24 protein-coding genes are annotated in these 26549 nt (G+C 38.3%); 15 read left to right on the forward strand and 9 right to left on the reverse strand.

Features of this window, described 5'->3' with window-relative positions; translation table 11 throughout:
- Positions 1 to 110 precede the first annotated feature (110 nt).
- The 3 genes from rktP to EHQ52_RS14715 are packed head-to-tail and all read right to left on the reverse strand — an operon-like array spanning position 111 to position 2312.
- Positions 111 to 1211, reverse strand: a complete 1101-nt coding sequence (gene rktP, locus EHQ52_RS14705) for an Arg-Lys translocation region protein phosphatase RktP (RefSeq protein ID WP_135615941.1) — start codon at positions 1209 to 1211, stop codon at positions 111 to 113.
- 1 nt (position 1212) lies between these two features.
- Positions 1213 to 2010: a twin-arginine translocase subunit TatC gene (tatC, locus tag EHQ52_RS14710; RefSeq protein ID WP_135615942.1), complete on the reverse strand. Its 798-nt coding sequence runs from the start codon at positions 2008 to 2010 to the stop codon at positions 1213 to 1215.
- Between the two features lie 56 nt (positions 2011 to 2066).
- Complete coding sequence (locus EHQ52_RS14715) at positions 2067 to 2312, reverse strand: Sec-independent protein translocase subunit TatA/TatB (RefSeq protein WP_135615943.1); 246 nt, start codon at positions 2310 to 2312, stop codon at positions 2067 to 2069.
- A 117-nt stretch (positions 2313 to 2429) separates the two neighbouring features.
- Between EHQ52_RS14715 and EHQ52_RS20095 the strand changes: the two genes are divergently transcribed.
- The 7 genes from EHQ52_RS20095 to EHQ52_RS14745 all read left to right on the forward strand — a co-directional run bounded on the left by EHQ52_RS20095 (position 2430) and on the right by EHQ52_RS14745 (position 9137).
- Complete coding sequence (locus EHQ52_RS20095) at positions 2430 to 2597, forward strand: hypothetical protein (protein ID WP_167492217.1); 168 nt, start codon at positions 2430 to 2432, stop codon at positions 2595 to 2597.
- Between the two features lie 5 nt (positions 2598 to 2602).
- Complete coding sequence (locus tag EHQ52_RS14720; protein ID WP_135615944.1) at positions 2603 to 3412, forward strand: hypothetical protein; 810 nt, start codon at positions 2603 to 2605, stop codon at positions 3410 to 3412.
- 53 nt (positions 3413 to 3465) lie between these two features.
- Positions 3466 to 3780 carry a thioredoxin gene (gene trxA, locus EHQ52_RS14725; RefSeq protein ID WP_086446488.1) on the forward strand — a complete coding sequence of 105 codons (315 nt, stop codon included), beginning with the start codon at positions 3466 to 3468 and terminating at the stop codon, positions 3778 to 3780.
- Between the two features lie 32 nt (positions 3781 to 3812).
- Entirely contained in the window at positions 3813 to 5963 is a 2151-nt protein-coding gene (locus EHQ52_RS14730; RefSeq protein WP_135615945.1) for a cAMP/cGMP-dependent 3',5'-cyclic-AMP/GMP phosphodiesterase, read from the forward strand.
- 14 nt (positions 5964 to 5977) lie between these two features.
- A complete protein-coding gene (locus tag EHQ52_RS14735) occupies positions 5978 to 7108 on the forward strand; it encodes an acyl-CoA dehydrogenase family protein (protein ID WP_100709626.1) in 1131 nt (376 codons plus the stop codon).
- Between the two features lie 34 nt (positions 7109 to 7142).
- Positions 7143 to 8363, forward strand: coding sequence for an Lsa36 family surface (lipo)protein (locus tag EHQ52_RS14740; protein WP_135615946.1), 1221 nt, complete (start codon positions 7143 to 7145; stop codon positions 8361 to 8363).
- A gap of 165 nt (positions 8364 to 8528) precedes the next feature.
- Complete coding sequence (locus EHQ52_RS14745) at positions 8529 to 9137, forward strand: hypothetical protein (RefSeq protein WP_135615947.1); 609 nt, start codon at positions 8529 to 8531, stop codon at positions 9135 to 9137.
- Here the strand turns inward: EHQ52_RS14745 and EHQ52_RS14750 are convergent.
- The 5 genes from EHQ52_RS14750 to EHQ52_RS14770 form a co-directional block, all read right to left on the reverse strand.
- Complete coding sequence (locus EHQ52_RS14750) at positions 9134 to 10450, reverse strand: MFS transporter (RefSeq protein ID WP_135616048.1); 1317 nt, start codon at positions 10448 to 10450, stop codon at positions 9134 to 9136. The two genes, EHQ52_RS14745 and EHQ52_RS14750, sit on opposite strands and share 4 nt — an antisense overlap.
- Positions 10451 to 10547: 97 nt before the next feature.
- Positions 10548 to 10901: a phasin-related domain-containing protein gene (locus EHQ52_RS14755; protein WP_135615948.1), complete on the reverse strand. Its 354-nt coding sequence runs from the start codon at positions 10899 to 10901 to the stop codon at positions 10548 to 10550.
- A 97-nt stretch (positions 10902 to 10998) separates the two neighbouring features.
- Positions 10999 to 11574 (reverse strand): bifunctional nuclease domain-containing protein, encoded by a 576-nt coding sequence (locus EHQ52_RS14760; protein ID WP_008592198.1) that lies wholly within the window; start codon positions 11572 to 11574, stop codon positions 10999 to 11001.
- Between the two features lie 60 nt (positions 11575 to 11634).
- Positions 11635 to 13512: an alpha/beta fold hydrolase gene (locus EHQ52_RS14765; protein ID WP_135615949.1), complete on the reverse strand. Its 1878-nt coding sequence runs from the start codon at positions 13510 to 13512 to the stop codon at positions 11635 to 11637.
- A gap of 89 nt (positions 13513 to 13601) precedes the next feature.
- Positions 13602 to 15488, reverse strand: a complete 1887-nt coding sequence (locus EHQ52_RS14770) for a PAS domain S-box protein (RefSeq protein WP_135615950.1) — start codon at positions 15486 to 15488, stop codon at positions 13602 to 13604.
- 258 nt (positions 15489 to 15746) lie between these two features.
- Here EHQ52_RS14770 and EHQ52_RS14775 point away from each other — a divergent pair, with 258 nt between their 5' ends.
- A complete protein-coding gene (locus EHQ52_RS14775; protein WP_135615951.1) occupies positions 15747 to 16076 on the forward strand; it encodes a hypothetical protein in 330 nt (109 codons plus the stop codon).
- Between the two features lie 568 nt (positions 16077 to 16644).
- Positions 16645 to 17172 carry a hypothetical protein gene (locus tag EHQ52_RS14780; protein ID WP_135615952.1) on the forward strand — a complete coding sequence of 176 codons (528 nt, stop codon included), beginning with the start codon at positions 16645 to 16647 and terminating at the stop codon, positions 17170 to 17172.
- Between the two features lie 310 nt (positions 17173 to 17482).
- Here EHQ52_RS14780 and EHQ52_RS14785 read toward each other — a convergent pair whose 3' ends face one another.
- Positions 17483 to 17992: an MORN repeat-containing protein gene (locus EHQ52_RS14785; RefSeq protein WP_244244904.1), complete on the reverse strand. Its 510-nt coding sequence runs from the start codon at positions 17990 to 17992 to the stop codon at positions 17483 to 17485.
- A gap of 338 nt (positions 17993 to 18330) precedes the next feature.
- Here EHQ52_RS14785 and EHQ52_RS14790 point away from each other — a divergent pair, with 338 nt between their 5' ends.
- The 6 genes from EHQ52_RS14790 (at position 18331) to EHQ52_RS14815 (ending at position 26547) form a co-directional block, all read left to right on the forward strand.
- Positions 18331 to 18891, forward strand: a complete 561-nt coding sequence (locus EHQ52_RS14790) for a tetratricopeptide repeat protein (protein WP_135615954.1) — start codon at positions 18331 to 18333, stop codon at positions 18889 to 18891.
- Positions 18892 to 18981: 90 nt separating this feature from the next.
- On the forward strand, positions 18982 to 19563 hold the full coding sequence (locus EHQ52_RS14795) for a hypothetical protein (RefSeq protein ID WP_244244905.1): 582 nt from the start codon (positions 18982 to 18984) through the stop codon (positions 19561 to 19563).
- The gene (locus EHQ52_RS14800) at positions 19563 to 20237 is read left to right on the forward strand and encodes a tetratricopeptide repeat protein (protein WP_135615956.1); all 675 of its coding nucleotides are present in this window, start codon (positions 19563 to 19565) and stop codon (positions 20235 to 20237) included. The genes EHQ52_RS14795 and EHQ52_RS14800 overlap by 1 nt, the downstream gene beginning before the upstream one ends.
- 26 nt (positions 20238 to 20263) lie before the next feature.
- Positions 20264 to 21859 (forward strand): Ig-like domain-containing domain, encoded by a 1596-nt coding sequence (locus EHQ52_RS14805; protein WP_135615957.1) that lies wholly within the window; start codon positions 20264 to 20266, stop codon positions 21857 to 21859.
- A 25-nt stretch (positions 21860 to 21884) separates the two neighbouring features.
- A complete protein-coding gene (locus EHQ52_RS14810; protein WP_244244906.1) occupies positions 21885 to 23450 on the forward strand; it encodes an Ig-like domain-containing domain in 1566 nt (521 codons plus the stop codon).
- Between the two features lie 10 nt (positions 23451 to 23460).
- A complete protein-coding gene (locus tag EHQ52_RS14815; protein ID WP_135615959.1) occupies positions 23461 to 26547 on the forward strand; it encodes an efflux RND transporter permease subunit in 3087 nt (1028 codons plus the stop codon).
- Positions 26548 to 26549: the final 2 nt, after the last annotated feature.

The following is a 26549-nucleotide window of genomic DNA, read 5'->3' on the forward strand; positions in this document are numbered from 1 at the left end:
AAAGTTCACGCAAAGGCGCAAAGAAAAGAAGATTCTTCTATTAATATCATAAACCCTTCGCGGTCTTAGCGCCTTGGCGTGAAAAAGCTCCGTTAGTCCCGTGTGAAACTTTAATCTCTAACCCGGCCGACGGTCAGGATTGCTGCCTTAGATAGCCCTTTTTTGCCGGATTCCATTTCTAAAAATCTTCCGAAATCTAGGGTAAGTTCTCTGGAGTTTTTATAATCTCTGCCTGCGCTCCAGTTTTGGAGTTGGATCAGAAGTGGAGCAACACCTGCGGAGCTAGTAAGTTCTGTCAGTCTATCACTCAAAAAAACCAAATATTCTCCAGGTCTGACTTGGATCTTTTTTACTTCTCTTGTAGTGCTTCTAAAATCGTAGAATACTTGTTTAGAGATCGGTAATATATTCGTTTTTCCAGTTTTATGAACAAGTGCAGGTAACTTTTGGAACTGCAGGATACCCGCTTCTCCATTTCTAGTTTCTAAATAGAATAATGTAAGGTTTAGATAAGAGATAGGTGTGGATCTGAGAGCTCTATCTATTTTATAGAGTAGATCTTCTCCCCTTAGGCCAGTAGTTTCCTGAGCAAGTGAGATCATACCTTCTATTCTTGCCTTAAGAGAAGATTCAATTGCTCCGTGGTTCGGGAAACCTGCTAATACTCCAAAACAACCGTCTGCAGTCGGAATGATATTTGCATAATCAGCTTCTCCACTATCGGAGGAGCGGGGAAATACAGTGATATCCAGATTTTTGATTTTATGAAGTCTGATCTTGTGGAAAAACTTTTGGATCTTGTCAGAAAGTTCTCTTTCTTTTTTGTTTAAGGATTCTTGGGAAACAGTTTCTTCTTTTGTTTTTTTCTGGTAGAGAGCGATCCGGAAATGTCTAGCAAGTTCTCCCAGTTCATCTGTTCTTTCTGATTCTCCAGAATCTTCGTACACATCCTGGGACCAGTTCTGTAATAGCTGGGAAATAGATTTGAGAGATTTAAAACTTAAATTTAAAAGAAAATAGGTGAGTATTCCAAGTATAACGGAGAAAAAAAGTCCAACTCCAAGCCTGATCCAAACGAATGCTCTTAATTCTTTTCTGATCTCTTCTCCAAATAGAAAATCATCTAAGAGTAGATAAGATAAAAATAATACGAAAGAAGCGGTAAAAGAAGCGAATGCTAATTTATGCTTGGACTGAAGATTCGGAAACAACTCATTTCCTCTCTATAATTGCGATTAGTACCAATGAGATCCCGAATAAGACCAATAATGGAACAAATAACATTAACATGGAGATCACATCCGGTCCAGGAGATAATACAGCAGCTGCAAATGCGATCCCTATGAATGCTTCTCTCCAATGTTTGAGTAGGAAGGAAAGTTTTAATATTCCTACTGCGGCTAATAATACCATGATCACTGGAAGTTGGAAAGATAATCCAAAGATCAAATGCATATTGAAGAATACATCATAGTATTCATCTATAGGAAGTCTAGTTTCAATATCTAGAGGTCGAACAGTGACTAAAAATATTTTTAGAAAACTTTCGAATGCTTGGGCCCAGCAAAGCCAAACTCCTAACCAAAACAGAACTGTAGAAAATGCGATAAGCGCTTTTCCAAGTCTTGCGGTTCTAGGTTCTAATGCGGGAGAAACAAATCCCCATAAAAAAGCTAACGCGAAAGGAAAGGTGATCAAAATAGATACCATAAATCCTGTTCGTAGATAAACCATAAAAGGAGCCATGAGTTTAATTTGGTAGAATGTTGCAGATTCTCCCAAAATATTCTTGTACGGTTTGATAACTAGTTTATGAAGCTCTTCTCCGAAATATAAGGCTACAACGAAAAAAACTGTAAACACTAGGATAGAACGGATCAGTACGGAACGTAATTCTTCTAAATGTTCTCCGAGGGTCATAAACTTTTCTCTGTCATGAGGAAGACTTTCCTCTGGTGCGGAGATTACTGGCTGAGGAGTACTGGAGAGGATCTTTTTTTTAGAAGGCATATCGAAAGGTTGGAATTCCTTCCCGGTTATAAAAGGGCCCGAGGGCCCTTCTTTACTTAAGCGGATTTTTTGGATTTTTTAGTGGAAGAAGCAGGGGGCGCAGGCTTTGTTTCTGGTTCCTGGATTTTAGCGGATTCAGATTCAGCATCTCCGGAAAGAGATTTGCGGAATTGACGGATTCCGTCTCCTAAATCCTTTGCTAAAGAGGGAAGTCGCTTGCCCCCGAAAAGCAGGAGAGCTAAACCTAGTATGAAAAAGATTTCCCAAGGGCCTAAATTTAAAAATGCGAGTGGTGCGTACATATACTATCTCCTTAGTTAGGATTTTGCCTCTGTAATATATGTCAAATAGTTAGTAGGAACAAGCCGATAATTCTATTGGGACTTCAGTTCAAATAGAAAGGCAAAACGGACGAGTTTATGAGAATAGAATCCAGCTCCTTAGATTCAATCTCCGTTCCTCCTCCAGTTCGAGAACCGGGCGGAGAGGAAGAAAAAGAAGAAGATCGGAAAAAGGCAGATAATGCTCCGAATTCCGATTATATGTATGCTCTTTCTGTCGGAAGTCTGATAAACGTGCAGGTGTAATTAGAATGGCTCTTACTAAGGAACAGAAGCAGGAATTCCAGGAGAAACTGGCGGATTTTCGCGCATTTTTGGAAGATTTGAAGAAGGAAGGAAATCTTCTCAAAGCCCAATCCAGAAAAGATCCTAAAATGGAAGGTTACTTCAACGTAGCACTTTCCTTAAATTCTATCAAAAACATAAATACCTGTCTTCTTATCAATGAGATCTCTGTAGCGATTTTGGATTTAAAATCGGATACCTACCTTAATCAAGGGAGGAAAGAAATTTATAGTGCCATCTCATTTATGGAGAAGGTAGTCGGAACCGACTTCGAGTCTGGTCTGGCAGAAAATAAGGACCTTCTCGCCAAAATCCTAGAATTTAATCCTTTGCAAAGACTGAATTACGTAAAGGGGCTTAAGAACTGCACTACAAACACAATCGAGGCATTTGGTTCTAACTCCAAATGGAAATGGAGCTTTCCTGAGATACATTTCAAAATCGCCATACTTAGTAAGAATCTTTTTGACTTCCGGGCTTTTGAGAAGGAAAGAGACTTGGAGAATCCGTTTTACTATCCTAGACAGGAACATTATAACTTAATTCTGGAACTTTGTAACTTTGCCGCTCAGGAATATCGCGCCAAATTCGATTTATCCACCCAGGACGCCGGGGATCTGAAAAAATCTATATCCCTTTTGGAGGTAAACCGTAAAATCCTGCAAACCACGGGCGAAACTGAGGACCTTGGGAAGACAAAAACCCTGATAGAATCCCTAAAAGAAAAGGTAGAGTCTATAGAAGCTGAGAAGGAAAAGAAGAAAAAGAAGAAATAGACCCGTCCAATTTGTTATAAAGAGTGGGAAAAAAACAGGAGAAAATCTAGCACATGGCATTGACCGAAATAAACGATTCAACTTTCAGTTCCGAGATCAACAAGGGCATGGTTCTAGTAGATTGCTGGGCGGAATGGTGTGGTCCTTGTAGAATGGTTTCCCCGGTTCTGGAAGAGCTTTCATCTGAGATGAACGATATCTTAAAAATTAAAAAATTAAACGTAGACGACAACCAGGACACGGCGCAAAAATTAAATATCCAATCCTTGCCGACCCTTCTACTTTTCAAAGACGGACAATTGGTGGATAAGATCATAGGAGCTCTTCCTAAGGCGCAAATCAAAAGTTTCATCGAAAGACATAAATAAAAAATTCGATCTCGACTGCGGCGGAATTTTCCATGCTAAAAGAACAAACCAGGGGATACATAGAGCTTCCTAGAGGCGGCTATTTAGTAGAAACAAGCGAGGGCTTCTTTCAGATCGGCTCTCCACCCGAGACCATCAAAGACACGATGGCCGAAAAAAAGACACCCCTGGTATTTATACTTCCTAACAAATTTTTCCACGTTGAAAAAGGGATCAGCACCGCAGAGCTTGAATTCCCAATTTACTTTAACTTCTTCTTAAGACAAAAAAAGACCACAATCATTTGTACTGCTGAACAAAAAGATCAGCTCATCACAGTACTTAAAGAATCCTTAATGGGTCCTGAAGAGATCAATTTAGAATCTGAATATTTGGATGGTGCGGAATCTTTCGGCTTTCCTGATATGAAAGCCGAGATGGGTTATTTCAGAGGGTATAAGGGATTAGATGATGTAGTCGACTTCCAAGTATTCGATAAAGATAATATGGTCAACCTAGGAAAGGTTTTGGTCCGTAAACTTCCTTCTGGTGATTTTAGGATTACTGATGGAACTAAAGAGACTGAGATCCCTGGAGAAGTTGGATTTAATATTAAATATGAGATCGGTCATAGACTAAAGGAACCTTTTCAAGCTCCTTTACTCGGAATTACATGTCTTGGACCTTCTCATGGATTCGATCCCGAGGATAACACTTCCGGTTTTATTATATGGTTGAATCACCAAGGTATTATGGTGGATCCACCTGTGAACTCTACAGAGTGGCTTAGGATGTCTAACGTAAATCCTAAACTGATCAACCATGTGATCCTAACTCACTGTCACGCAGATCATGACGCAGGGACCTTCCAAAAAATTATGGAAGAAACTAAGATCACGATACACGCGACCGCAACAGTGATGGAAAGTTTTATCCGTAAATATTCTGCTCTTACTAAAATTCCTCGTAAGGAATTACTGGAACTTTTCAATTTCCAACAAATCATCATAGGAAGACCTGCGATGATCAACGGTGGAGAATTCAATTTTCATTATGCGTTACATTCTATTCCTTCTGTAGGATTCGAGTTCTTCTTCCAAGACCAATCTTTTGTATATACTTCTGATCATTTGAATGAGCCTGAAGTTCACGATAAGATGTATGAAAAGGGAGTTCTGCCTGAATCTCGCTGGAAATTTTTAAAAGAATTCCCTTGGGACAGAAGGATTATTTACCATGAAGCAGGAATTCCTCCTCTTCACACAAGAGTTAGTTATCTGGCAAGTTTGCCTCCTGAGATCCAGGAAAAGATCACTGTATATCATATCGCAAAAACGGATATGCCTGCAGATACCAAACTGAAACTGGCCCGTTTCGGAATAGAGAACACTGTTTATCCAGAAATCACTCCTCCTAAACATATGGAGGCTTATAACCTTTTAGATATCTTAAGTCAAATTGATATTTTTAGCGGTTTCCCAATAGAGAAGGCAAAGGAATTCCTACTCATTGTTCGCGAAGAAAAATACAAACGTGGCGATCAGATCATCAAGAAGGGAACTCCTGGTGATAAATTTTATATCATCGCATCTGGAAACGTGAAGTTTGAAGGGCTTCTTGGAGATTCCGATATAGCACCTATTAAACGATATGGGCAGTATGAATATTTCGGAGAAGCTTCTCTCGTTCTGGATCTTCCTAGAGCTGCAGACGTTTTTTCAGAAACAGATGTAGTAGCTCTTACAATAGAAAAGAATAAGTTCTTACAATTTATCAGAAATACAGATCTGAGACAAAACTTGATCCGACTGAACAGCATTCGTGATAGTAACTCTTGGAAAACACTGTTAGATTCACGCCATTTCAAAGGGCTTACAAGTCATCAGGTCACTCAATTAGAAATGATCATGAGACTTTCTAAGGTGAACAAAGGTTCAGTGCTTATCACGGAAAAAGCGTTTTACCACGAGGCATATATTATTCGTCATGGAAAAGTAAGCGTATATCAACACGGCAAAAAATTAGCTGAGTTGACCGACGGAGATTTCGTGGGAGAGATTTACTCTATATCCAAAAAGCTGGTGTCCAATTACACGTTCCAAGCAGAATCAGAAACGGAATTGTTCTCTATTTCTCAGAACGAACTCATCCAGTACATTAAACGGAATCCCGGCGTTTACATGAGAATGAATACCGTCTACTGACACGGGAGATATAAATGGAAAGAGTCCTACAATTTACTGAAGAGCATGAAGCTTTTCGTGATATGGCGCGTAAGTTTTTCGAAACTGAAGTAGCTCCTCATCATCATGAATGGGAAAAAGTCGGAATGGTTCCGAAAGAACTTTGGAAAAAAGCAGGAGCAAGCGGACTGCTTTGCCCAGACGTTCCAGAAGAATACGGTGGATCCGGCGCTGACTTCCTATATAACGTTGTTGTAATAGAAGAATCTTCCAGATCAGGGAACAGCGGATTTTTCGTATCACTTCATAACGATGTGATCGCACCATATATCAGCGCTTATGCAAACGATGAGCAAAAAAAGAGATGGTTGCCTGGTTGTTGCAGCGGAGACAGCATTTTAGCGGTTGCTATGACAGAACCTGGAGCGGGTTCTGATCTAAAAAATATCAGAACTAGCGCCGTGGATAAAGGTGATCATTATGTGGTCAACGGTCAAAAAACATTTATTTCCAACGGACAGCTTGCAAATTTAGTAATTACGGCCGTGAAACATGAAAACGGTACGATTTCACTTGTTATGATAGAAGAGGGGATGAAAGGTTTCGAAAGAGGTCGTAATCTCGAGAAGATCGGGTTAAAAGCTCAGGATACCTCGGAATTATACTTCAATGACGTAGTAGTTCCCAAAACGAATGTAATCGGAAAAGACGGACAAGGTTTCCGTTATTTGATGATGAAACTCGCACAAGAGCGTCTCGTATTGGCAATTGCAGCGGTTGAAGCCACTGCACTTGTTCAGAGAATGACTCTAAAATATATTAAAGAGAGGATGGCTTTCGGGAAAAAAATCGGAAGTTTTCAACACATCAAATTTCAAATGGCGGAGATGGCTACGGAACTAGAAATGTGCCGCACCTTCGTCGACAAAGTGGTTTCGGAGCACCTTGCTGGAAAAAAATTAACTGTAGAGGCTTCTATGGCTAAGTATTATTCCACTGAGATGCAAAAACGTCATACTGACCTTTGTCTCCAGTTCTTCGGAGGATACGGTTATATGATGGAATACCCGATCGCAAGAGCGTATTTGGATGCAAGGATCCAAACGATCTACGCTGGGACCACCGAGATCATGAAAGAAATTATTGGTGGAAGTTTAGGACTCTGAAATAAACTCGAAATAGCTATCGTCCAAGGGTAAAATGGATCGAATGGCTCCTTTAAAGAGTATAGTTAGGCGGTGTATTAGGTATACCGCCTTCCTTATTTTAGCTTCTTCTGTATATTTCATCCCAGTTTCTTCTGCAGAAGCACAGGTAACATGTTTACCTCCTTCTTCCGGAAACAATGTCTGTAGTATAATTCCTGCCTCCACAGTGTCTCAGTTCAACGGTTTGGAAGAAACCATTCGCAAAGAATACCTGAATGAGCTCACCAAGTCTATGGCGGATGCTTCCGTTCTCGCAAATATCAACTCATCCATGATGGGACCAGGGACAATCAATCGTTTCCAAGTGGGAGCGGGCCTTGGAGTCGCTGGAGTCCAAAAAGATGATATCAATATTCAATATGGTGATATTGCTATTCCTAAGTTCCCGAATGTAGGAGCTTCGATCAACCCTGGAGCAATGGTAGGTGTGAACCTAGGCTGGTTGCTTGGGCAGGGACCTTCTGACCAACCGGATAAAAATGATCAGAATAAGGATTCTAATAGGTCCTTCTTGCATAGGATCAATATTTATGCTCACGGATTCCAGGGTAATATTGCTAACGGAGATATAAAATCTCTGAGTGATTCAACTTCCAAGGACTTATCCATGTCCGGGAATGTAAACAGTTTCGGTGTAACTGTCAGATTCCAAATTGCTAGAGAAAGATATACTAAGTTAGACTTCTTCGGATTTACTGGAATTAGTTTGGGGATCGGTTTCCACAGAAAATGGGAAGAGATCAATATGAACTATCATCCAAGTGGAACAGATGCAGTTAAAGTTGAGTTTGGTCCTGCAACTGGTAAATGGGATGCGGATGTTAATTTCGCTTATCAATCTAAAGTTCAGTCTGTTCCTGTAGATATTAGAACTGGAGTTCGCCTCTTCTATTTTTTAACCTTATTTGCGGGAGCAGGTATTTCTAATAATACTGGATATACCAAATTGAACTTGGGAGTAAGTGGGCCTCTCTATCTGGCTCTGGATCCTAATGCATCCGGTCTTCCTCCTCAGGTTATCCAACAGATGAATGGTAACGCAGGTGGTACATTATCCTTAAGGACCAGTGGTTCTGCTGATGTTAGGACTCAGATGAACTATTTCGTGGGTGGTTTCGAATTGAACATATTGATGTTCAAGGTATTGGCAGAAGCTATGGCTACTGATGATAAGATCTATTCTGCGAACCTAGGTATTAAGTTCGCGCTTTAAAAATAGTTCTAAGCCCGGGGAATCGGGCTTACTATTTCTTTTATTTTTATTATAAGCTTATCGAAAAAAGGCACGCCTTTTGCAATATTGTCAGTAGAATGCAAAAGCTTGGATTTAACTAGATATAATGTTCAGGAATTCAGCATTTAGCATCAAAGGTATCCGATGATCACTACTCCAGGAAAACCTCTACATCTCTCTTGTATCCCTAGGGGCGAGGCTTATGCTCTAAAGGTCAATATTTCCAAAAACGAGATAGGGATCATTTATAGGGTCACGGCTGTTCTATATGTCCATGGTTGGAATATAGAAGAGGCAATTGCCGAAACCTCCATGGATGGTTATATCCAAGATATCTTTATAGTGAAACGTATTGATGGCGCACCTATGACGGACGAACATCTGAATGCGATCCACGCGGATCTTCACGACCTATTTTATGGTGGAATGTCCGTAATGAACTATTTAGCAAACCATCCTGAAAAGATGGAAAGTTTAAGAGCCAAGGTGGAGATTGCTCCTGAAATTTTCCTGTTCAATTCAGAGATCAGCGATTCCACAGTGATGGACCTCAGAATGGAAGATAGACCTGGTATTTTATTTGAGATCTCTCAGATCTTATTTTTATTCGGAGTGGATATTTTATCCTTTAAAGCAGTAACGGATTCAGGCCAGGTAAGAGATACATTCTTGCTTAGACTAGAGAATGGATCCAAGCTGAATGAAGATCTTCATTTTATTAGATTAAAAGAAGCGTTAAACGCAGTTCTTTAATTTTTAGGAGCAGGCTGTTTTACAAACAGGAATAATCCTAAAAATACAAAACTTAAGATCCCTGATAACAAAAAGGAAACCTGAGGGCCTTTCTGGGAATATACCACACTGAATAATATCGGAGAGATCCCTCGACCGAAAGATCCTAAACTTCTTAAGATCCCTAAATTTTTTCCCTGCTCACTTGGAGAAGAGAATAAGGATACGATAGAAGATACAGTAGGATTTAAGAATGCACTTCCCATTGCTAAAAATGTCAATGCTACGAATAATAGAAATGTAGATTGTTCAGAAGCAATCACTGACGTACTCGAAAAATATAAGAAAGAAAATCCGAATATTAAAAATACAGAAGCAAGAAGTCCTACCTTCTTTTCAGGAACTTTTCCGCTAATTCTGCGAATAATTCCACCTTGTACGAATACGATGATGAGTCCTATATAAACAAAAGTGTAACCTATACTTACCGGTTTATACCCTAAGAACTGATCCAAATAAAAGTTAAGTGAAAACTCAAATCCAGAGAAGAACAATAGGAAGTATAAATTTAGAAAACCTAAATACATGATCTCTTTGGAGCCTAGATCAAAAACTCCTAATGCAGGATGAATTCTTCCTGTAGATTTTTTACGCAAATTATGAGGAAGAGTTTCTCTGAATCTAAAAAGTATTAAGAGTAAATTTACAAAAGACGCAGCAGTTGCCATTAGAGCAACAGAAGGGAAGATAGTCATCTTATCCAATGGTAAAAAGGGAAGAAGATAAGAAGGATCGGTATGAGCTAAAATTCCGCCGATGGATGGACCTGCGATAAATCCGAGACCGATCCCGGCTCCAACCATTCCCATTCCTTTAGTACGATCTTGTTCGGAAGTGGAATCCGCCATCGCAGCAGTTGCTACGGAAACATTCCCTCCCATAAGACCTGTGATGAGCCTTGATAGAACGAATAAGGAAAAACTTCCTGAGAATAACCAAACTAGGTAACCTAAAAAACTACCAGTGCATGTAAAAACTAAAACTGGTCTACGTCCTGTGCTATCTGAAAGTTTTCCCCAAATAGGTGAGAACAAAAATTGAAGAATAGAATATAAACTGGCTACGATCCCACCAAAGAGCGCTACGAAAAGTTTCCAGTCGCTTGTTCTTCCATCTAAAATGCGGGAAGTCCAACCAGCTAAAAGATCCAGGACTGGATCTCCCGCCTGAGCCAAGAAATGATTTAGAGTTTCTGGAAAGATAGGGAAGATGAGGGAAAATCCCATCATGTCAATGAAGACTGTAAGTATTAATATGAAGGATTGTTTCCTCATCATGGGTGGCCTGAATAAGATGAGGCCTAGTATCCGGGACCCTGTTTGTTTGTCCCGAATTTTTCTAGGAGATGACTTTTATCAAATTTTCAGAATTTTACTTTTTAGTAAGCTTTTTCAGCTCTTCTAAAGCGGACTTAGCCTTTGTTTTAAAATCTTCCGGAAGAGCTTCGTCGATTTGTGCTGAAATTTTTTCGAAATTCTCTTTGAGCTGATTGATCACAGCTTTAGAACTTTCGTTTGCATTCAGCAGTTTGTCCTGAGCGTCGCCTACAGTTTTCTGGATCAGGTCCCTGAGCCTATTTGCTTGTTCCGATTGGTTCTGTGCTCCCTTGCTCTTTAAGTCCTGGTAGGCATGGTCTAGGTCGGTAAGGCTTTGTTTTAGTTTATCTTCTCCGGATTGAAATAATGCGATTCCGGCGTTTAGGATGTCCATTAGAGATTTTTCCATGATTGTTGCTCCGAGGGAACCAAGGATACAGAAGGAAAGGACTTAGGTCCAGTATGTTCGGAGGAAAAATCCGATTTTTTACTGATTTGAAAAGAAATTAGGAGGGGTTTTCCAGAAGTTTACGGATCTGGTCCCTGATCTTTGCTGCGGTCTCGTAATCCTCAGCTTTTAGAGCATTGTCTAGAGAATCTTGTAGGATCTCCAACTGGGACTTAGGAAGCTGAGAAATTTTTTCTTTTCCGATGGTTTCACCAGGGATCTCGTCGTCTTTCATTACGATCCCAGCTTCTTCGATGACTTTTTTTGCCAGATAAATAGGAGCATTCGCGCGAAGAGCAAGTGCAATTGAGTCACTCGGTCTTGCATCTAGAACGATTAATTCCTCGTCTTTACGTAGAGTGATCTTTGCGTAGAAAGTATTATCTATAATTTCTTCGATTGCGATTTTTACGATCTGCACTCCCAGAGTGGTGAGTAGAATTGTCATTAGATCGTGTGTCATCGGTCTAGGAGGTTTTGTACCTTCTAAAACGGAAGTGATAGAATGTGTTTCTAAAGGACCAATAAAAATCGGAACAACTCTCTGATCCGAATCGTCTTTCGCCTTCAAAAATACGGCAAAGCCCACATTCGTGAGAGAGATATTATATATGGTCGCTTCCAAAAGATCCATTTCCTAGTATTTGAACCTATCTTTCGTTTCCCGAAATGTCAAGCGTTCTAAACCTGGGGCTCAAGTCGAGTCCAATCCTTTGATCCAGGAGTCAATTTCCGAGCACATTTCTTTCACCACCGGCATGTGGAAAACGATACCTAAGTGACCCTGCTCGTACGAAAGAATCTTATTTTTTTTGTGAGGAAGTGCAGCAAGATCATTCTCGATTGTCTCACTCGGAACAACTTTGTCAACGGAACCCAAAACTGAAAAAAGTGGGATCTGCAGATTTTTTTGGAGCGCAGTATAATCCAAAGTTCCGTCGTAGGAAAGAAAAGATCTGTCTTGGCTCAATTGAGATCTTAAAAATTGAAGAACTACTTTTGTAGATTCTTCGCAGAAAATATCCTCGATCAAAAAATACCATTCAGGAGGAGAGATCTGTTTGTATCCTACGAAGTCTCTTAAATTTACAACTTTTGCATGAAGATCAAAAGAAACTGCTCTCAAAGAAGAATGTAATCCTAAAAGAAATTTGAAAAACTTATTTAGATCCACAGTGGGAAGAGTTGTCTGCAAAGAAAAAGAAGTCAGATCAAAAAGAAAATCGGAGATCGTTTTAGAAGGAACCAATTTCAGTCCCATCTTTAGAATGTCCAGGCCGGGGATCTGAGCCTGTAATCTCACAAAATTCGGAGAAGTGATAGAAACAATCCCTGAGATCAATTCCTTAGGATCCAGAAGTGGAACTGTAGGATTCGGTTTACGTTTTACGATCTCTTCGTAAGCGGAGCAATAAAAGCGAGGGATCATTCCCCCCATACTATGTCCAACTACTACAAGTTGTTCATTTGGAAAATTCTCTTTGATCCAGTTTAGAACTGCTGGAAAATCTTCTTGGATAAAATCATCAACAGTCCAGCCTTCTCGAATACCGAAAAGTGGTAGGGTCCTTCTGGATCTTCCCCGCATATCCATTGAGAAAACTCTATAACCATGGCGGAGTGATAACTCTCTGGCAACCTTGTCCATTACGGACCTTCTGCAAAAAAAACCAGGGATAAGAAGAAGGTTCTTACCAGTATCATTCCTTTCCTTAGGTTCGAAACGTTTCAAACTGACAGAGTATCCATCCCCAGAGGGGATTAGAAAACTCGCGTCCAAACGGTAGGACCTTTGGTAGGTATGAGAATCGAATACGATTGTAGTAACAGGTTCGTTTTGGCCGAAACCTCTGGTGTAAAATAGATGTTTTGCTCTGGAATGAAGATCTGACTTTTCGATATTCTTACGTGCGTAATATGGATCTCCTTTTAGATCCATCTCCTTGGAGATCACAAAGTCCACTACATCGTAAAGACTGTATAATTGCTGGCGAACTTCTTCTTCCTGTTCGGGACTCATATTGTCCCTGCGGATCCCCCATAACATACCGATTGGAAAACCCTTAACGAACAATGGAATGCCCGCAGCATAGTTCATGGTTTTGGTAAGAAGTTGTTTTAAGTTGGGATGGACCCTTTCATCGTCAAGGCTATGGAAATAAACTTCTGGCCTTGCTTTCTTTTCTACAGAAAGAATTGCTTCTCTTAAATACTTAGCAGAAAGATTTCCTGGATCTTGGATAGAGATCGGGATTGTATTTCGGATGAAGTCCTCGATACTTTGGAGACCGATTCGATCAGTCACCTGTTTCATTCTGAAATGGGTAGAAGATGCTACGATCTTCAGGTTTTTATCTTGGATCGCCTCGAAAATTGCATATTGGAATACAGGTTTTCCATTCGGAAGGGTCATGGAGACCATCTTGTTTACGAATGCAGTCCAAACTTTTTGGAGAAATAAGTTCGTACTTTCAGAAAGTGGAAAGATATAAATATCTTCCGCTCCCACCGTATAAGCGCCCCCTTTCCTGCGGGGCTTGGGGTTGACCTTTCGGGCTAGGGTCTGGTCCATTGTTTAAGTTTCCATTTCGCCCTTTACTCTGGCAATCTGGAATTCTGGCTAATTTTGGCCCGAAATTTAGAAAAATCGGGAAGAAATTTCTAAGATTTTACGAATGTAAATTGATCTGAATGTTCTTCTTTATTGCAGAAGCGAATAGAAATTTCCTTCTCTCCATTCAATTTCCATTGGATTTTTCCCTTCAACTGATCAACTAACATATTTACAAGTTGAAGTCCGAGTCCTGGAGAATAATCAGTGCGGAATCCTTTTGGAAAAGGAACTCCATTGTCTGAGACTACTAGGTTCACCAAAGTATCTTCTTTAAAAAGTCGGATGGAAATTTTACCTTCCTGCTTTTTAGGAAATGCATATTTAAAAATATTAGTGACTAATTCATTTAAGATGAGTCCGAGAGGAATTGCACTCTTAACATCTATCTCCAAATCATTCAGATCAAGTTGTAAAGAGATCTCTTTTGTTTTTTCTTGGAATGCATTCAGTAAATTTTCGGTGATCTTTTGGATATAACGATCTAAACGAACAGAATGGGAATTATTGGAAGTATATAACATCTCATACAAATTTCCAACGGAATGGATGCGATTTACTAAATTCTCCAAAGTACTTCCAAGCCTAGTATCAGAAGATCTGGATGCTTCTATCTCTACGATAGAACTGATCATACTCATGCTGTTTTTGACCCTATGTTGGAGTTCCTTATATAGATAATCTCTTTCGTGAAGATCTTTTGCCAATGTTTCCAGAGCTTCTTTTGCTTCTGTGATATCTACGCAGGAACCAATAAACCCAGTAAAAATCCCAGATTCGTTAGTAATCGGAAGACCATTGTCTTGGATCCATCTCCAGTCGCCGTTTTTGTTTTTTAAACGATAGGTCATACTGAAAGCTTCTCTTGTATCGAAATGGCTGGAATAGATCTGGATACATTCTTCTAGATCATTTGGATGCACACCTTCCGCCCAACCGTCTCCCATCTCTTGCTCCATACTTCTTCCTGTAAAATTCAACCAAGTTTGATTGAACCAGTTACATTTTTTATCCAGGCCGGAAACCCAGATCATTACTGGAGCAGCGTTCGCAACACTTTTAAACCTAGTTTCGCTTTCTTTAATATTCTCCAGTAGACTATATTCTTTGGAAATATCTCTGAAAACCAAAACGGAACCTATAGTGTATCCTTTTTCAGAACGAATAGGAGCGGAACTTTCTGCGACCCTATGTTCGGAACCTGATTTAGAAATGAGTAGTGCTTGGTTTTCCAGGCCCATATTTTTTTCTTTATTAGGCGTGAGTGCATCTACAGAATTTCTCATTCTTCTTTTGGTTTTTGCATTAACAATTTTAAAAACTCTTTCTATAGGTTCTCCGATCGCTTCAGTCCTAGTCCAACCGGTCAAAGTTTCAGCAACGTAATTCATATCAGTGATATTGCCTAACTCATCTGCGGAGATAACACCATCTCCAATGGATCTTAATGTTGCTTTTAGAAGTTCTTGGTTTTCTTTTAAGGATTCTTCACTTCTTTTTAAACGAAGATGGGATTCATAAAGTTTGAAAGCCATTTTGATAGAAGCGATTAGAACAGTTTCTCCAGAATTTTTAACAACATAACCGTAAGAAGTGATCTTCTCTGTTTTTTCAACAATCTCAGGTTCAATATGGCTAGAGAGAAATACGATAGGGATGTCCCTTGTTTTTAGAATACGAACGGCAGCATCTGTTCCATCTTCGTCCCGTCCAAGATCAATATCCATGAGGACCAAGTCGATGGTGTAGTCGTTAGTTGCTATTTGGACCGCTTCTTCTGCGTTGTAAGCTGAGACAACTCTGAACCCATTCTTTTTCAATCTTTGGGTTTCGGAAAGCGCAATGATCGCCTCATCCTCCACAAGAAGAATGGTTTTTTTTCTTTCTTCCGGGATGGGGAAGTATTCTCTAAAAATTTTCTCTACAGTCTGGATCATCCCGAATTTCTCCTAACGTAAACTGTGTCAAAGTTTTGACTAATTTAGTTATTCTGACACAATTTACGTTATCCCAAATAAGAGAGCAAGCAAAACTGAAAAATTTAGACTGGCTTCTAATAGACTTGGTCTTCGGAAAATCTAATGTAAAAGACATAATATTAAGAATTCTTCACCTTATTCTGTCTCATTAAAGAGTTTATGTCTTGTTTGAGATCTATTCGTCGAAGATCCTACACGCTAAATTTCGAGGAGAACATGAACACATTCCAAAAACAAATTTTACCAACAGCGATCTATCTTGGATGTATCTCAATATTTCTCTCGGTGTATTTTTTCTACGAAAGATCACTGATCGGTTTTCCAGACGGACATCTCACTGATCTAGATCACGCATTTCTTTGGCTCTATCTAATCGTAGGCATTCAACATATTTTGAATGTGTTTGTGTTCATCTACTTTGGATTAGGGTATGGTTCCAGATTGAAATGGATCTTCTTCCTTCTATTCTATGCAGGAAGTATCTTTTTGTATTTTGGAGTAGATTGGTTTTTGAGAACGAATTTGGATCATGGAGTGGGTGGGTAATATTATAGATGTCAATTACGCAGGGGAAAGTTTTAGGTCGACACCATTTACTTTCATTGATGCGAGCTGAAATTTCTGATTTGAAGTTAACCGATATTGGATAATCCAGAAATTAGCTCGGCTGTTATTAGAAATGCATAAAAGTAGAATATATCAAATAGATTAATATATTTCTCATTTGGTATGGAGAGTCTTATTCAATTAATGTGTTTATGACTCTCTTTTTAAGCCAAATACTTACTTCAGATGATTATTACAAGTAAGATAGAAATTATCCCGATAGGTTAAAGCATACAGATTTTCTATTCTTCGCATCCAAAGCACATGTTCTAATAGCTGTTTTCTGCTTAGATTTCCACTTTAAGCAAACATAAACTTCAAAAGATGTTCTCACATATTCACGATTAAAGGCTTGATCTCCATAAATCTTTATCCCATATTGCGGTCTGGCAGGAATTTTGAGATTTTTTTTATAGAAAACAGACAATGTCTACTCAAGAAATACCCAAAAAGGAAATACTTGAGTAATAAATAGTCGTTTCGGTGCAATAGGGAATTAATCGATATAATGAAACAAAATGATCTAATAAAAGAAGCTGTAAGATTCAGCGAAGGAATGAAAAAATTAGGATATTCCCCTCAAGATATAATAGATATTACTGGTGCATCTCTTTCTACTGTTCGGAGATGGAAAGTAGGGGAACTAAGTATTCCAGATCCTGAACTTATACTTCTTTTAATTTCAACGGGATTATCTATAGACTATGTCAGAACAGGCGAAGGGGGACATGAAGCTTCAGAAGAAGAATTTTTAAGAGTGTTCCAAAGACTTTTACAATTGGGATTTGATAAGTCATTATTATTGTCGAATCTCCAGTTAAATAGGATAGATCATAAAGCAAACCTAATGGAGTTTGCAGATCAAGAGCTAATAATTCAGGTAGCAAATTCTTTAATTAATAATCCGGAATCTAAAATTCTTCGAAGTCTTTTTTCTATTGTATCTCTACTTCCTGCTAAAGATCAGAAGGCTCTATTAAAAGAAGCGATAAGAATCGAAGACGAATTATTTGAAAAACTAAAGAAAAGTAAATAAGATCTATTAAAAAGCTTACGCAGCTTTTTAGACATAATGCTCTTTAAGAAGAAATGTATAGGTTTTGGTACACTTTAGGGATAAGAATTTCAAAGAAGCTGATTAAACAAAAAATGTCAAAAATGACTATAAATTGCCTTCGTTCAAAATGAATTAATTTGACTTTCATTTTATCAGAATGAAACTGGCTAAGTAAGTAAGAAAGTATAACGTTACCTAGAGGATACGAAATATCCCATATGTATAATCTGATCGTTATATGGATTGAAAATTGTGAAAAAGAAACTAAATCAGCAAGCTGAAATAAATTTTACTTATGAAAGAACTGCTCGGCAAAGCTTTTTTCTAAACGATCTTCTTTCCATTCCCCAACGGATATTATTGCACCGCGAGAATCAAAAAGAGTACCCTTTCCTTCTCTTTTTCCTAATTTCCATTGGCCTATATACTTGCTTCCATTTTCAAAAATATACAAGCCGCCTCCTTCAACAATTCGCCCGTTATTATAGATTCCGAGTAGGGAGATCCCATTTCCAAGGACGAGAAGGCATTTACCTTCTGCTTTTCCGTGAACATATATGCCTGAGAGCATCGATTTATCCGGCCAAGTATAAGTTCCCTTTCCTTCAACTTGGTCATCTATGAAATTTCCTTCGAAAGAGCTATTATCTATATTATGAAGTCTTCCTATACCATGTTTCTTTCCAGCCTTCCAGGTTCCTTCGTAGAAGAGACCGTCAGGCGAGCGCAATATTCCAAAATCCTGATATTTTCCCTTATAAAAGTTTCCAGTATAAAGGGTTTCATCCGAATATTTCAATGCTCCGAAACCAGTATGGCAATTTCCATAAATACATTCGGGACTAAATTTCCAATAGGCAAGGGCTATTAAAATGGAAAATACAATTACGGAAAGGCTAGAAAATAAAATGCCTTGCTGTTTCGACGATAATGAACCAAGCAATCTGAAAAGTGATGCTAATTTGTTAAGAGAATTATTTAATATTTCCTTCATGTTATTCAAACTCAGGTTAAGATGTTTCGATAATATAATTAATTTGCCGCGCTTCAATTGTGCTATTGTATGTTCTTATAGTTTTTTGTAATTACTAATTCGATATAGAGAATGAATTAATAAACCTTTGGGGGATTGAAAGTTTGGGTTTTTATCAAAAATTTGCGTTAGTCGGAATGATTGTTTTTGGAGTAGATTGTTTCAGTCAATCACAACCTAGTATGGAAGATAGAACGAAGGCCTCTGAATTGAACATGAAAGGAGTTCAGCTTTTGCAGGCGAAAAACATTGAAGCCGCCAGGGAAAATTTCGAAAAGGCAGCCAAGGCGGATCCTGTAGTGGGAGAATATGTGAATAATATCGGCGTGACATATTTGAATGCCGGTCAGCTAAAACCTGCAATTGATTACTTTACCAAGGCAACGGAAGTTGAGCCGAATTTACCTCGTCCCTATTATAATCTTGGAGTAGCTTATCAGGCTCTTCGAGAGAATGATAAAGCAATTTCAAGTTATGAAAAAGCAATTTCACTTTCACCGAACTGGCCGGAAGCGCTTTATAACTTAGGAATAGTTTATTCGCGAGTAGGAGACAAGAAAAAAGCCATCGTTTCTTATAAGAAATTTATTGCAATCGCTCCTCCTGAATATTCAGGTCCAGTTCAAGATGCAAAGTTAAAATTAATAGAACTTGGAAAGGATTAATAGTTTAGGATGAAGCTTAGGCAATATAAATTTATCATATATACATTTCTAATAATAGTATCTACAGTTGGGTTTGGGTGTAAAGGAGGTTTGAATTTAGAGGAATTTGTGGAAAAAAGACTCAAAAACAGAGAAGGTAAACCAAATTTATTTTCACTGGATGGAACTTCTTTTTCTGCGGAGACATTTAGATCAGAACTTCTTTTTGAGAGAAGTCATTTTGAAACTAAGCAAGATTTTCCTCCTCCACAAGAGTTGCGACGTTATTTAGACCAATACGTTGAAGAATCCGTTATTCTCGATGAAGCGTTATCCGATTTAGATCTGAATAATCCAGAAGTTGCTGCGTATCTTTGGCCCTTTATTCGCAGAGGGTTAGTGTCATATTATTTGGATAAAAAGTCAGGAGTTTTCGAACTAAATAATAACTATGAAGATATAAGTGTTCCTGAAAAAGAATTAGAGGCTTTTTATAAAGAACATGCCTCTTCGTTTAAAGGAATGTCAGAAAAAGAATCTTTGTTGAGAATTTCCAATTCTGCCAGGTTTGCGAAATGGAAAAAATTATATGAGTTAAAAAACGATTCGAAGAAAGACATTTTGGGAACATTAAGAAAAAGGCATACGGTCTTGATTCGGGAAGGCGAATTTAATAAGTTAGGATCTGAATAATGATAAAATTTAACCCCATTCATCGCGCTGGCCTCATAGTGTTTTTGTTCTTAATCGTTTCTTGCTCTTCTCAAGAAGAGGCTCAAAAATTTTATAATTCGGGTCTAAAAGCATATTCTGAAAGAAATCTAAAGGTAGCTACTGAGAATTTCGAAAAGGCAGTCGATTCGGATAAGAAGAATATAGCAGCCCGACTTATGCTTGGAAAATCATATTATTACACCCAGAGATTTGAGGAGTCCAAAGAGATTTATGAGAACTTTCTAAAAGATTATCCAGGTAATTCCTCTGCTCATGTATGGATCGCAAGGATTTTAATGTATGAGAATACGAATGCAGAAAAAGTTAAAGAAGCGAAAGAACATTTATTTAACGCAATACAATTAGATGATTCAAATCCCGACGCTCATTATCACTTAGCTAAACTTTTTGAGTATGAAAGCGATGTAGTGAGCGCCTTATTAGAATACAACAATGCGCTTAAACTCGGCGGTCAATTGAGTCGCGTGCATAAGGATTTAGCAATTCTTTATAAAAAAGCAGGCTTGGATGAAAGGGCTCAAGAACACTTGAGAGCAACATCTCTATCTGATCGCGTTGTTTCAGGACCTCCTGAGGAGAATTATGAAGTCGAATCGAATCAAAAGAAGGGAAAGAAAAAAAATTCTAAGTAGGGTGTTAGGAAGGGTTCTGTAGTTCAATGCGAAAAATATTCAATAAATTTAATATACCTATTTTTTTGATCCTTAGTTTATTTCTTTGTGTGTCTTGTCATGACGGGCTAAATGAAACAGAAATGCTTTCCAAACTCGGCCTCCAATGGACAGATTCTTTTCAATATCCAGAGATAACATTGACAAATCCGCCTAATGGCGCGTTAGAAGTGTCTTCCAGTTCAAGGATTATTATAGATTTTAACAAATCGATGAACACAATCATTACCGAAGGCGGGGTTTCGGTTGCTGCAAATGGGGGAAACACCACATTTAATCCAGCTTGGATCTTTGATTCTCGTTTAATTTTAGAATTTCCTAGTGGATTAACCGAAGGGAAAAGATACGAGATTACTTTAAATAGGTCTGGAGTAAAAGATTCAGACGGTAATTTCCTTCCTAAAAACTATAATTTTCATTTTTATACTGAAGGAGGCGGGCATGTCCCAACTATTTCTTCTTCTAGTCCTCAGCCTAACGGAAGTGTGGTTACTGGTTGGGCAGTAAATGGAAATATTATTATAAATTTCTCTGAACCAATGGATGAAGCATCCACGAATTCGGCCGTTTCTTTGAGCGGTGGTGCTGCCTTATATGTTCCAGTGTGGAACGGCAATCGGACTCAATTGACCTTACAGTTAAAATCAGACTTAGAAGTAGGAACTACGTATACATTAAAAATAGGGACTTCGGCAAAAAGTAGTGCCGGAATAGCATTGGCATCCGAATATTTAGTCGTTTTTAGTACTGGATCAACTTTTACGAGACCAGACGTTCTGGCTGACGTAACTGTTGGGACCTCTTGGAATTCTCCTCTTCCAAGTCCCTTACCAGCAGTGAATTCTCCTTATCACGGAGTTTCTAAATTTGATAGTTTTACTTTTCAGTTCACAGAGACAATGGATCGGCAAAGCGTTCTTGACGCTATAGCTTTCGAACCTTCTATTTCAGGTGTTTATAGTTGGATTGGACCATCCTTATTAAAATTTACTCCAAACAATTCATTAACTCAAGGTAAAACTTACAGATTAAAAATAGATTCAACGGCCAAATCATCCCAGGGCCAATTATTACAATACGGATATGTAATTGATTTCGTTGTGGATGACCCCTTCACGAGTGTTCCTATTGCATTTAATAGTGTAGATGGGAAAACACTTTCAATATCAGATTGTGTAACTTTAATTTCGGATCTTACTATTTCAGGACCGACTTTTCCGAATCAATCTATAGAGAATGTGATTAATCCACAGGTAGCTTGTACATCCGTTTACCAATTCGAGATTAGAGTGAATACAGCTGGAGGAGGTGCCTTAAAAACTTCCGGTGATGGAGATGTTTTTTCGAGCTCAAATATTTCAGTTGATTATATGTATGGAGGTCCTGCATCCCCAGCTTTAAATATTTATCAAATTAATTATATTCCAAGTCCTAATCCGCAGGTACTTAAGGTTCTCTTATCCGGAAATCCAGGTAGTGGGCTAAGGTATAAATTTACACTTAAGGGCGGGTCTAGCGGTATACAAGACGCTTACGGAAATTATCTTAGTAAGGATTTGCAATTTATATTTTATGGAAACTAAAGCTAAATTATTCTCCGGAATTCGTATGCGAAAGGGAATTTCAATTTTATTTTTATTATCATTAGTTCAGTGCTCTCAGCTATTGGATAATGCGGACGGACCTTTCGCATTTTTACCTTCCTTTGATGTTTTAAATGATTTTAATCCTCCAACTGTAAAATTTACGTCTCCAATACAGGGAGCAACAGGAGTAGATCCAGCAAGTCATGTAATCATTACTTTTTCGAAAGAGATGAATACAAATTATACCGAAAGTTCATTTTCTCTTTCTAATAATGGGCAGACGATTGACGGTATCTTTGAATGGGTTGAAAATACAATGGTATTCAAACCGGCAAAACCTTTGTCTTCCCCAGGTTTATATACTTATGTAGTAACTAAATCTAGAGCGGAAAGTATATCAGGAGTAAATTTGCTAGATGATTTAAGGATTAATTTTAGTTATAATTCGGATCTTACTCAGCCTAAAATAAGCCAAACAATACCTGCTGATCATGCTACCGCTGTTGCTCCGAACACATTTTTTACAATCATTTTTGATAAACCAATGAATGTCACTTCAGTCCTTAGTGGGATAAGTACAAGTCCAGATATGGGATTACAAATACCAGCTACTGTAATTTCTAATAATAATACTAGATTCGAATTTCACCCAGCCGCAGACTTAGCATATGGGACTGTTTATACTGTAACCATTCCTTCTAGTGTAAAGGATGCCTCGGGAAACCAGATGGCTCAATCATCAAATATTAGTTTTACCGTAGGGGATGACTTTACTACTCCTACTTTGTCTTCGATACAATTTTCAAGCCTGCCAACAAATCATTTGACTAACGAGTTTAACGTTATTTCCGGAATGAACAAGACTGATTCTATAATACTGGATTTTTCTGAGCCAGTCCGTCCTTCATCTCTTTTAGAAGCTATTTCAATTTCTCCTTCGCAAAGCTACCGCGTGAACCAACTAAATGGCCCTGGAAGTTCTTATTCTATTACGTTTGATGAACCTTTAGATGTATACCAGGTTTATAATTTCAAGATTACTACTTCTATAGTCGATTTACAGAACAACAAACTAGATAAAAACTATAGTTACTATTTTAAAATTGACGGATCATTTTCCCAGAAAATAAGGATGCGAGCAATCTTTTCCGATTCTGGATTTTCTAACGGACTTTTTACGAATCAAATCAATACAAATGCTCCTCAATTGAATACAAGTTCATGCAATGCTCAAGAATGTACCCAGCAATTATATCTTCATTTTTGCTATGATGATGGAACAAGCAGCTGTCCTGGCTCACCTTATACTTTAACAACTGGATCAATTTTGTTTTTGAGTTCCCTTAAGGTCTCCATCGAAAAAGAGTTTGGTCCAACTTCAGTCGGATGTTTGGAATACGTTAGTAATATTACCGATGTAACTCCTGTCGCTTATACGCCGGCTAGTGTCTTAGTATTCAGTACTACAGCTGCTTGCTTGGACATCGGAAGTACTTACTTAATTCGTGTAAAGGGTGGTTCTTCCGGAATAACTGACAACTATGGGAATCTTATGGATCAGGATTATACAGTTCGGGTAAGATTTTGATCTTTATTAAATGACACTTTATTTTTTAAAGAATCGAATCACTACCCTAGTCGTTTTGTTGCTGATCCTTCTCGTCGGGTTTGTAAGCATGAGGGATCTTAAGATCGACCTCTTGCCAGATATTTCATATCCTACGTTAACTGTCGTTACCGTTTACGAAAACGTATCTCCCTCCGAGATAGAAACGCTTGTTACGAAGCCTATCGAAGAAATTGTTTCATCAGTTAACGGGGTAGATCGAATCACCTCAGAATCCCTAGAGGGTGTATCTTTAGTGAAAATTAGATTTCGCTGGGGTACAAATATGGACACAGCTTCTATTCAGACTAGGGAGAAGGTAGATCTTGTAAAAGGAAGTCTACCCATTGATGCAAAAAAGTCAATTGTACTGAAATTCGATCCAAATGATGCTCCTTTGCTTCAGATTGCAGCGATTTCAACCGGAATTGATCCTAAAGAGCTTCGTAGTTTTATCAAGAAAAATCTATCTCCATACTTTGAGAGAGTGGATGGGATTGCAGCAGTATCTATTACAGGAGGATATGAAAAACAAATTCTAGTAAATATAGATAGAGGAAAGCTTAATGCTTATGGCTTGAGTCCCCAGGAAATCGTACAAGGTGTTGCTTCAAATAATTTTAATTTTCCTGCCGGTAATATAAAGAGAGAAGATCGTGAAATTTTAGTAAGAACGATGGGCGCGTATGAAAATGTAGACGCGATTTCTGAACTTGTAGTTAATTTATCCGAAAAAGGTGCCCCAATTTATCTGCGAAATGTTGCCGAAGTATTAGATTCTTATAAAGAAAGAACGAGTGTCAGTTATTTTAATAATGATGAATGTGTTGCTATAGTCCTAAAAAAGGAAGCTGGAAAAAATAGCGTAATCATTGCAGATGAAGCAAAAGAATTAATCGATTCTTTGAATCAAGAATTTGGTAGCAAAGTGAAACTTATCGTAGTTTCCGATCAAAGCAGATTTATCCGCGAGTCAGTGACAGGAGTTGCTTCTGCGGGATTTCAGGCGATAATAATTTGTTTTTTTGTATTATCCTTCTTTTTGGGTACTTTTCGAGAGTCGGCAATTGTAACCCTTTCAATTCCGATCTCGATATTAGTGACTATTGTTTTCTTCTACTTTCAAAAGATGACATTAAATACAATGTCTCTTGGAGGGTTGTCCGTCGGCGTAGGTATGATGGTGGACTCTTCTATTGTAGTCTTAGAGTCCATTTATGGTTTTAGGAAGTCTAAAAAAAGTGCTTTTGAAAGCGCGTTAGAAGGTACTCAGGACGTCTTCGGATCTCTATTCGCTTCTACACTTACAAGTATTGTAGTTTTTTTACCGATTCTATTCTTGGAAGGCATCGCAGCTTCAATTTTTCGAGAGTTTGCACTTTCTATTACTTACTCGCTTATTTCCTCCTTTTTTGTCTCAGTAACTTTTATTCCTGTATTAACTACCTTGCCGATGTTCTCTTCGCAGTCAGAAGGACTTGCGATATTTCGCCCTTTCTGGGCTTTTCGAGAAAGGATCTTAAATGTTTTAGAAAAGCTTTATGTATTTGGGATCGAAACTATTTTAAAAAGACCGAAAGTTATTCTACTTTCTATCTCTGTACTTATTCTCTTTACAGTTGTATTCTTCAAATTCCTTCCAACAGAATTAATGCCTCAAGTTCAAAAAGCCGATTTAAATGCGAAGATCATTCTTCCACCTGGATCTTCTTTACAGAGAACTGAAGAAGTTACTAAAGAAGTTTTAGAGGATTTGCAAAAATCAGGTTTTGTTGAAAATGCTTTCTTAAAAGTAGGCTACGAGGAACGAGATCTTGTAATTAACCCGAGAGGAGATTTTGGGTTGAATCGGGCCGAACTTTTTCTGCAATTAATTCGATATGATGCCGCAGAAGATCTATTTGAATCTACTAAAGAGGATATCTCGGAGATAGAAAGAAGAACGGGGGCCCAATTGGTCTTTGTTCCTGCGAAAGATTTACTTTCTGATCTTTTGCCGGAAACCAATGAGGGATTGGTATTAGAAGTATCTGGGCAGGATCTTTTTTTAGTTCGGGAAATATGTAAGGAAATCCAATCAGAAATCCAAAAAACAGGAAAGTTTGGAGAAGCGACGACTTCTTTCGGAGAAGATACTCCGGAAATTCGTGTTCTAATTGATAGAGATAAAATGGCTACGTTTGGACTTTCAGTAGAAGCGGTAGCTAAAACTTTGAGGTCAGTGATTAAAGGAGAAGCTGCTACCAGATTTAAGAGAAACGACGAAGAGATACCAGTCTTAATTCGACATAGACTCAATGATCGTTCCGGAACAGATTCCTTAGCTAATACACTTTTTAAAATCTCTTCTGGATCTCTTATTCGGTTACAGGATTTTGCATCGATAGTATCTGGAAATTCGAATAGAAAAATTTTAAGATACGATGGGAAAAGAGTTGGTCTAGTAAAGGCTCCGCTTGTTTCGACAACTTATTCGGAAGCATTAAAGATTGTTGAGCCAATATTAGAAAAGTATTCAAATAAAAAAGATATATCCATACTGCCTGGCGAAACCCAAAAGATAATGGAGAAATCAATTCAGTCTCTAACGTTTGCGGTGATCCTTTCAATTGTTTTAGTTTATATGGTCCTCGCTTCTAATATGGAAAACTTAGGGCTTCCTTTCATAATTTTATTCTCGATATTTGTTTCAGGTGCCGGTGTTGGATTAGGGTTAGTTCTAACGGGAAATACTTTAAATATAATTTCATTAATGGGAATCATATTACTTGCTGGTGTGGTTGTAAACAATGCGATTATACTTATAGAGTTTTATCAATTGCATGAGAAGGATTTTAAAAGTATTGATGAGCTTGTTATTGCAGGCGGGAGAAGACGCTTAAATCCAATATTAAGTACTACTGCCACTACAATCTTCGGATTGTTCCCTTTAATTATCACATTTGGACCACCTTCTCCTCAAGGGCCAATGGCTGCTTCCGTAATGGGAGGACTTTTGGTTTCTACTGCTCTTACACTTCTTTTTGTTCCTTTAGCATATCGATGGTATTATCTCCGCTTTCTTAAAGGAAGTAAGTGATT

The organism is Leptospira koniambonensis (assembly GCF_004769555.1).
GTDB classification, from domain to species: domain Bacteria; phylum Spirochaetota; class Leptospiria; order Leptospirales; family Leptospiraceae; genus Leptospira_B; species Leptospira_B koniambonensis.

Coding starts and splice junctions, on each gene's coding strand:
- EHQ52_RS14805 (WP_135615957.1), top strand. CDS start 20,264: ATGCGAAAAATATTCAATAAATTTAATATACCTATTTTTTTGATCCTT.
- EHQ52_RS14770 (WP_135615950.1), bottom strand. CDS start 15,488: ATGATCCAGACTGTAGAGAAAATTTTTAGAGAATACTTCCCCATCCCG.
- EHQ52_RS14760 (WP_008592198.1), bottom strand. CDS start 11,574: ATGGATCTTTTGGAAGCGACCATATATAATATCTCTCTCACGAATGTG.
- EHQ52_RS14815 (WP_135615959.1), top strand. CDS start 23,461: ATGACACTTTATTTTTTAAAGAATCGAATCACTACCCTAGTCGTTTTG.
- EHQ52_RS14730 (WP_135615945.1), top strand. CDS start 3,813: ATGCTAAAAGAACAAACCAGGGGATACATAGAGCTTCCTAGAGGCGGC.
- EHQ52_RS14800 (WP_135615956.1), top strand. CDS start 19,563: ATGATAAAATTTAACCCCATTCATCGCGCTGGCCTCATAGTGTTTTTG.
- EHQ52_RS14715 (WP_135615943.1), bottom strand. CDS start 2,312: ATGTACGCACCACTCGCATTTTTAAATTTAGGCCCTTGGGAAATCTTT.
- EHQ52_RS14775 (WP_135615951.1), top strand. CDS start 15,747: ATGAACACATTCCAAAAACAAATTTTACCAACAGCGATCTATCTTGGA.
- tatC (WP_135615942.1), bottom strand. CDS start 2,010: ATGCCTTCTAAAAAAAAGATCCTCTCCAGTACTCCTCAGCCAGTAATC.
- EHQ52_RS14720 (WP_135615944.1), top strand. CDS start 2,603: ATGGCTCTTACTAAGGAACAGAAGCAGGAATTCCAGGAGAAACTGGCG.
- EHQ52_RS14750 (WP_135616048.1), bottom strand. CDS start 10,450: ATGAGGAAACAATCCTTCATATTAATACTTACAGTCTTCATTGACATG.
- EHQ52_RS20095 (WP_167492217.1), top strand. CDS start 2,430: ATGAGAATAGAATCCAGCTCCTTAGATTCAATCTCCGTTCCTCCTCCA.
- EHQ52_RS14745 (WP_135615947.1), top strand. CDS start 8,529: ATGATCACTACTCCAGGAAAACCTCTACATCTCTCTTGTATCCCTAGG.
- EHQ52_RS14755 (WP_135615948.1), bottom strand. CDS start 10,901: ATGGAAAAATCTCTAATGGACATCCTAAACGCCGGAATCGCATTATTT.
- trxA (WP_086446488.1), top strand. CDS start 3,466: ATGGCATTGACCGAAATAAACGATTCAACTTTCAGTTCCGAGATCAAC.
- EHQ52_RS14740 (WP_135615946.1), top strand. CDS start 7,143: ATGGATCGAATGGCTCCTTTAAAGAGTATAGTTAGGCGGTGTATTAGG.
- EHQ52_RS14735 (WP_100709626.1), top strand. CDS start 5,978: ATGGAAAGAGTCCTACAATTTACTGAAGAGCATGAAGCTTTTCGTGAT.
- EHQ52_RS14810 (WP_244244906.1), top strand. CDS start 21,885: ATGCGAAAGGGAATTTCAATTTTATTTTTATTATCATTAGTTCAGTGC.
- EHQ52_RS14780 (WP_135615952.1), top strand. CDS start 16,645: ATGAAACAAAATGATCTAATAAAAGAAGCTGTAAGATTCAGCGAAGGA.
- EHQ52_RS14765 (WP_135615949.1), bottom strand. CDS start 13,512: ATGGACCAGACCCTAGCCCGAAAGGTCAACCCCAAGCCCCGCAGGAAA.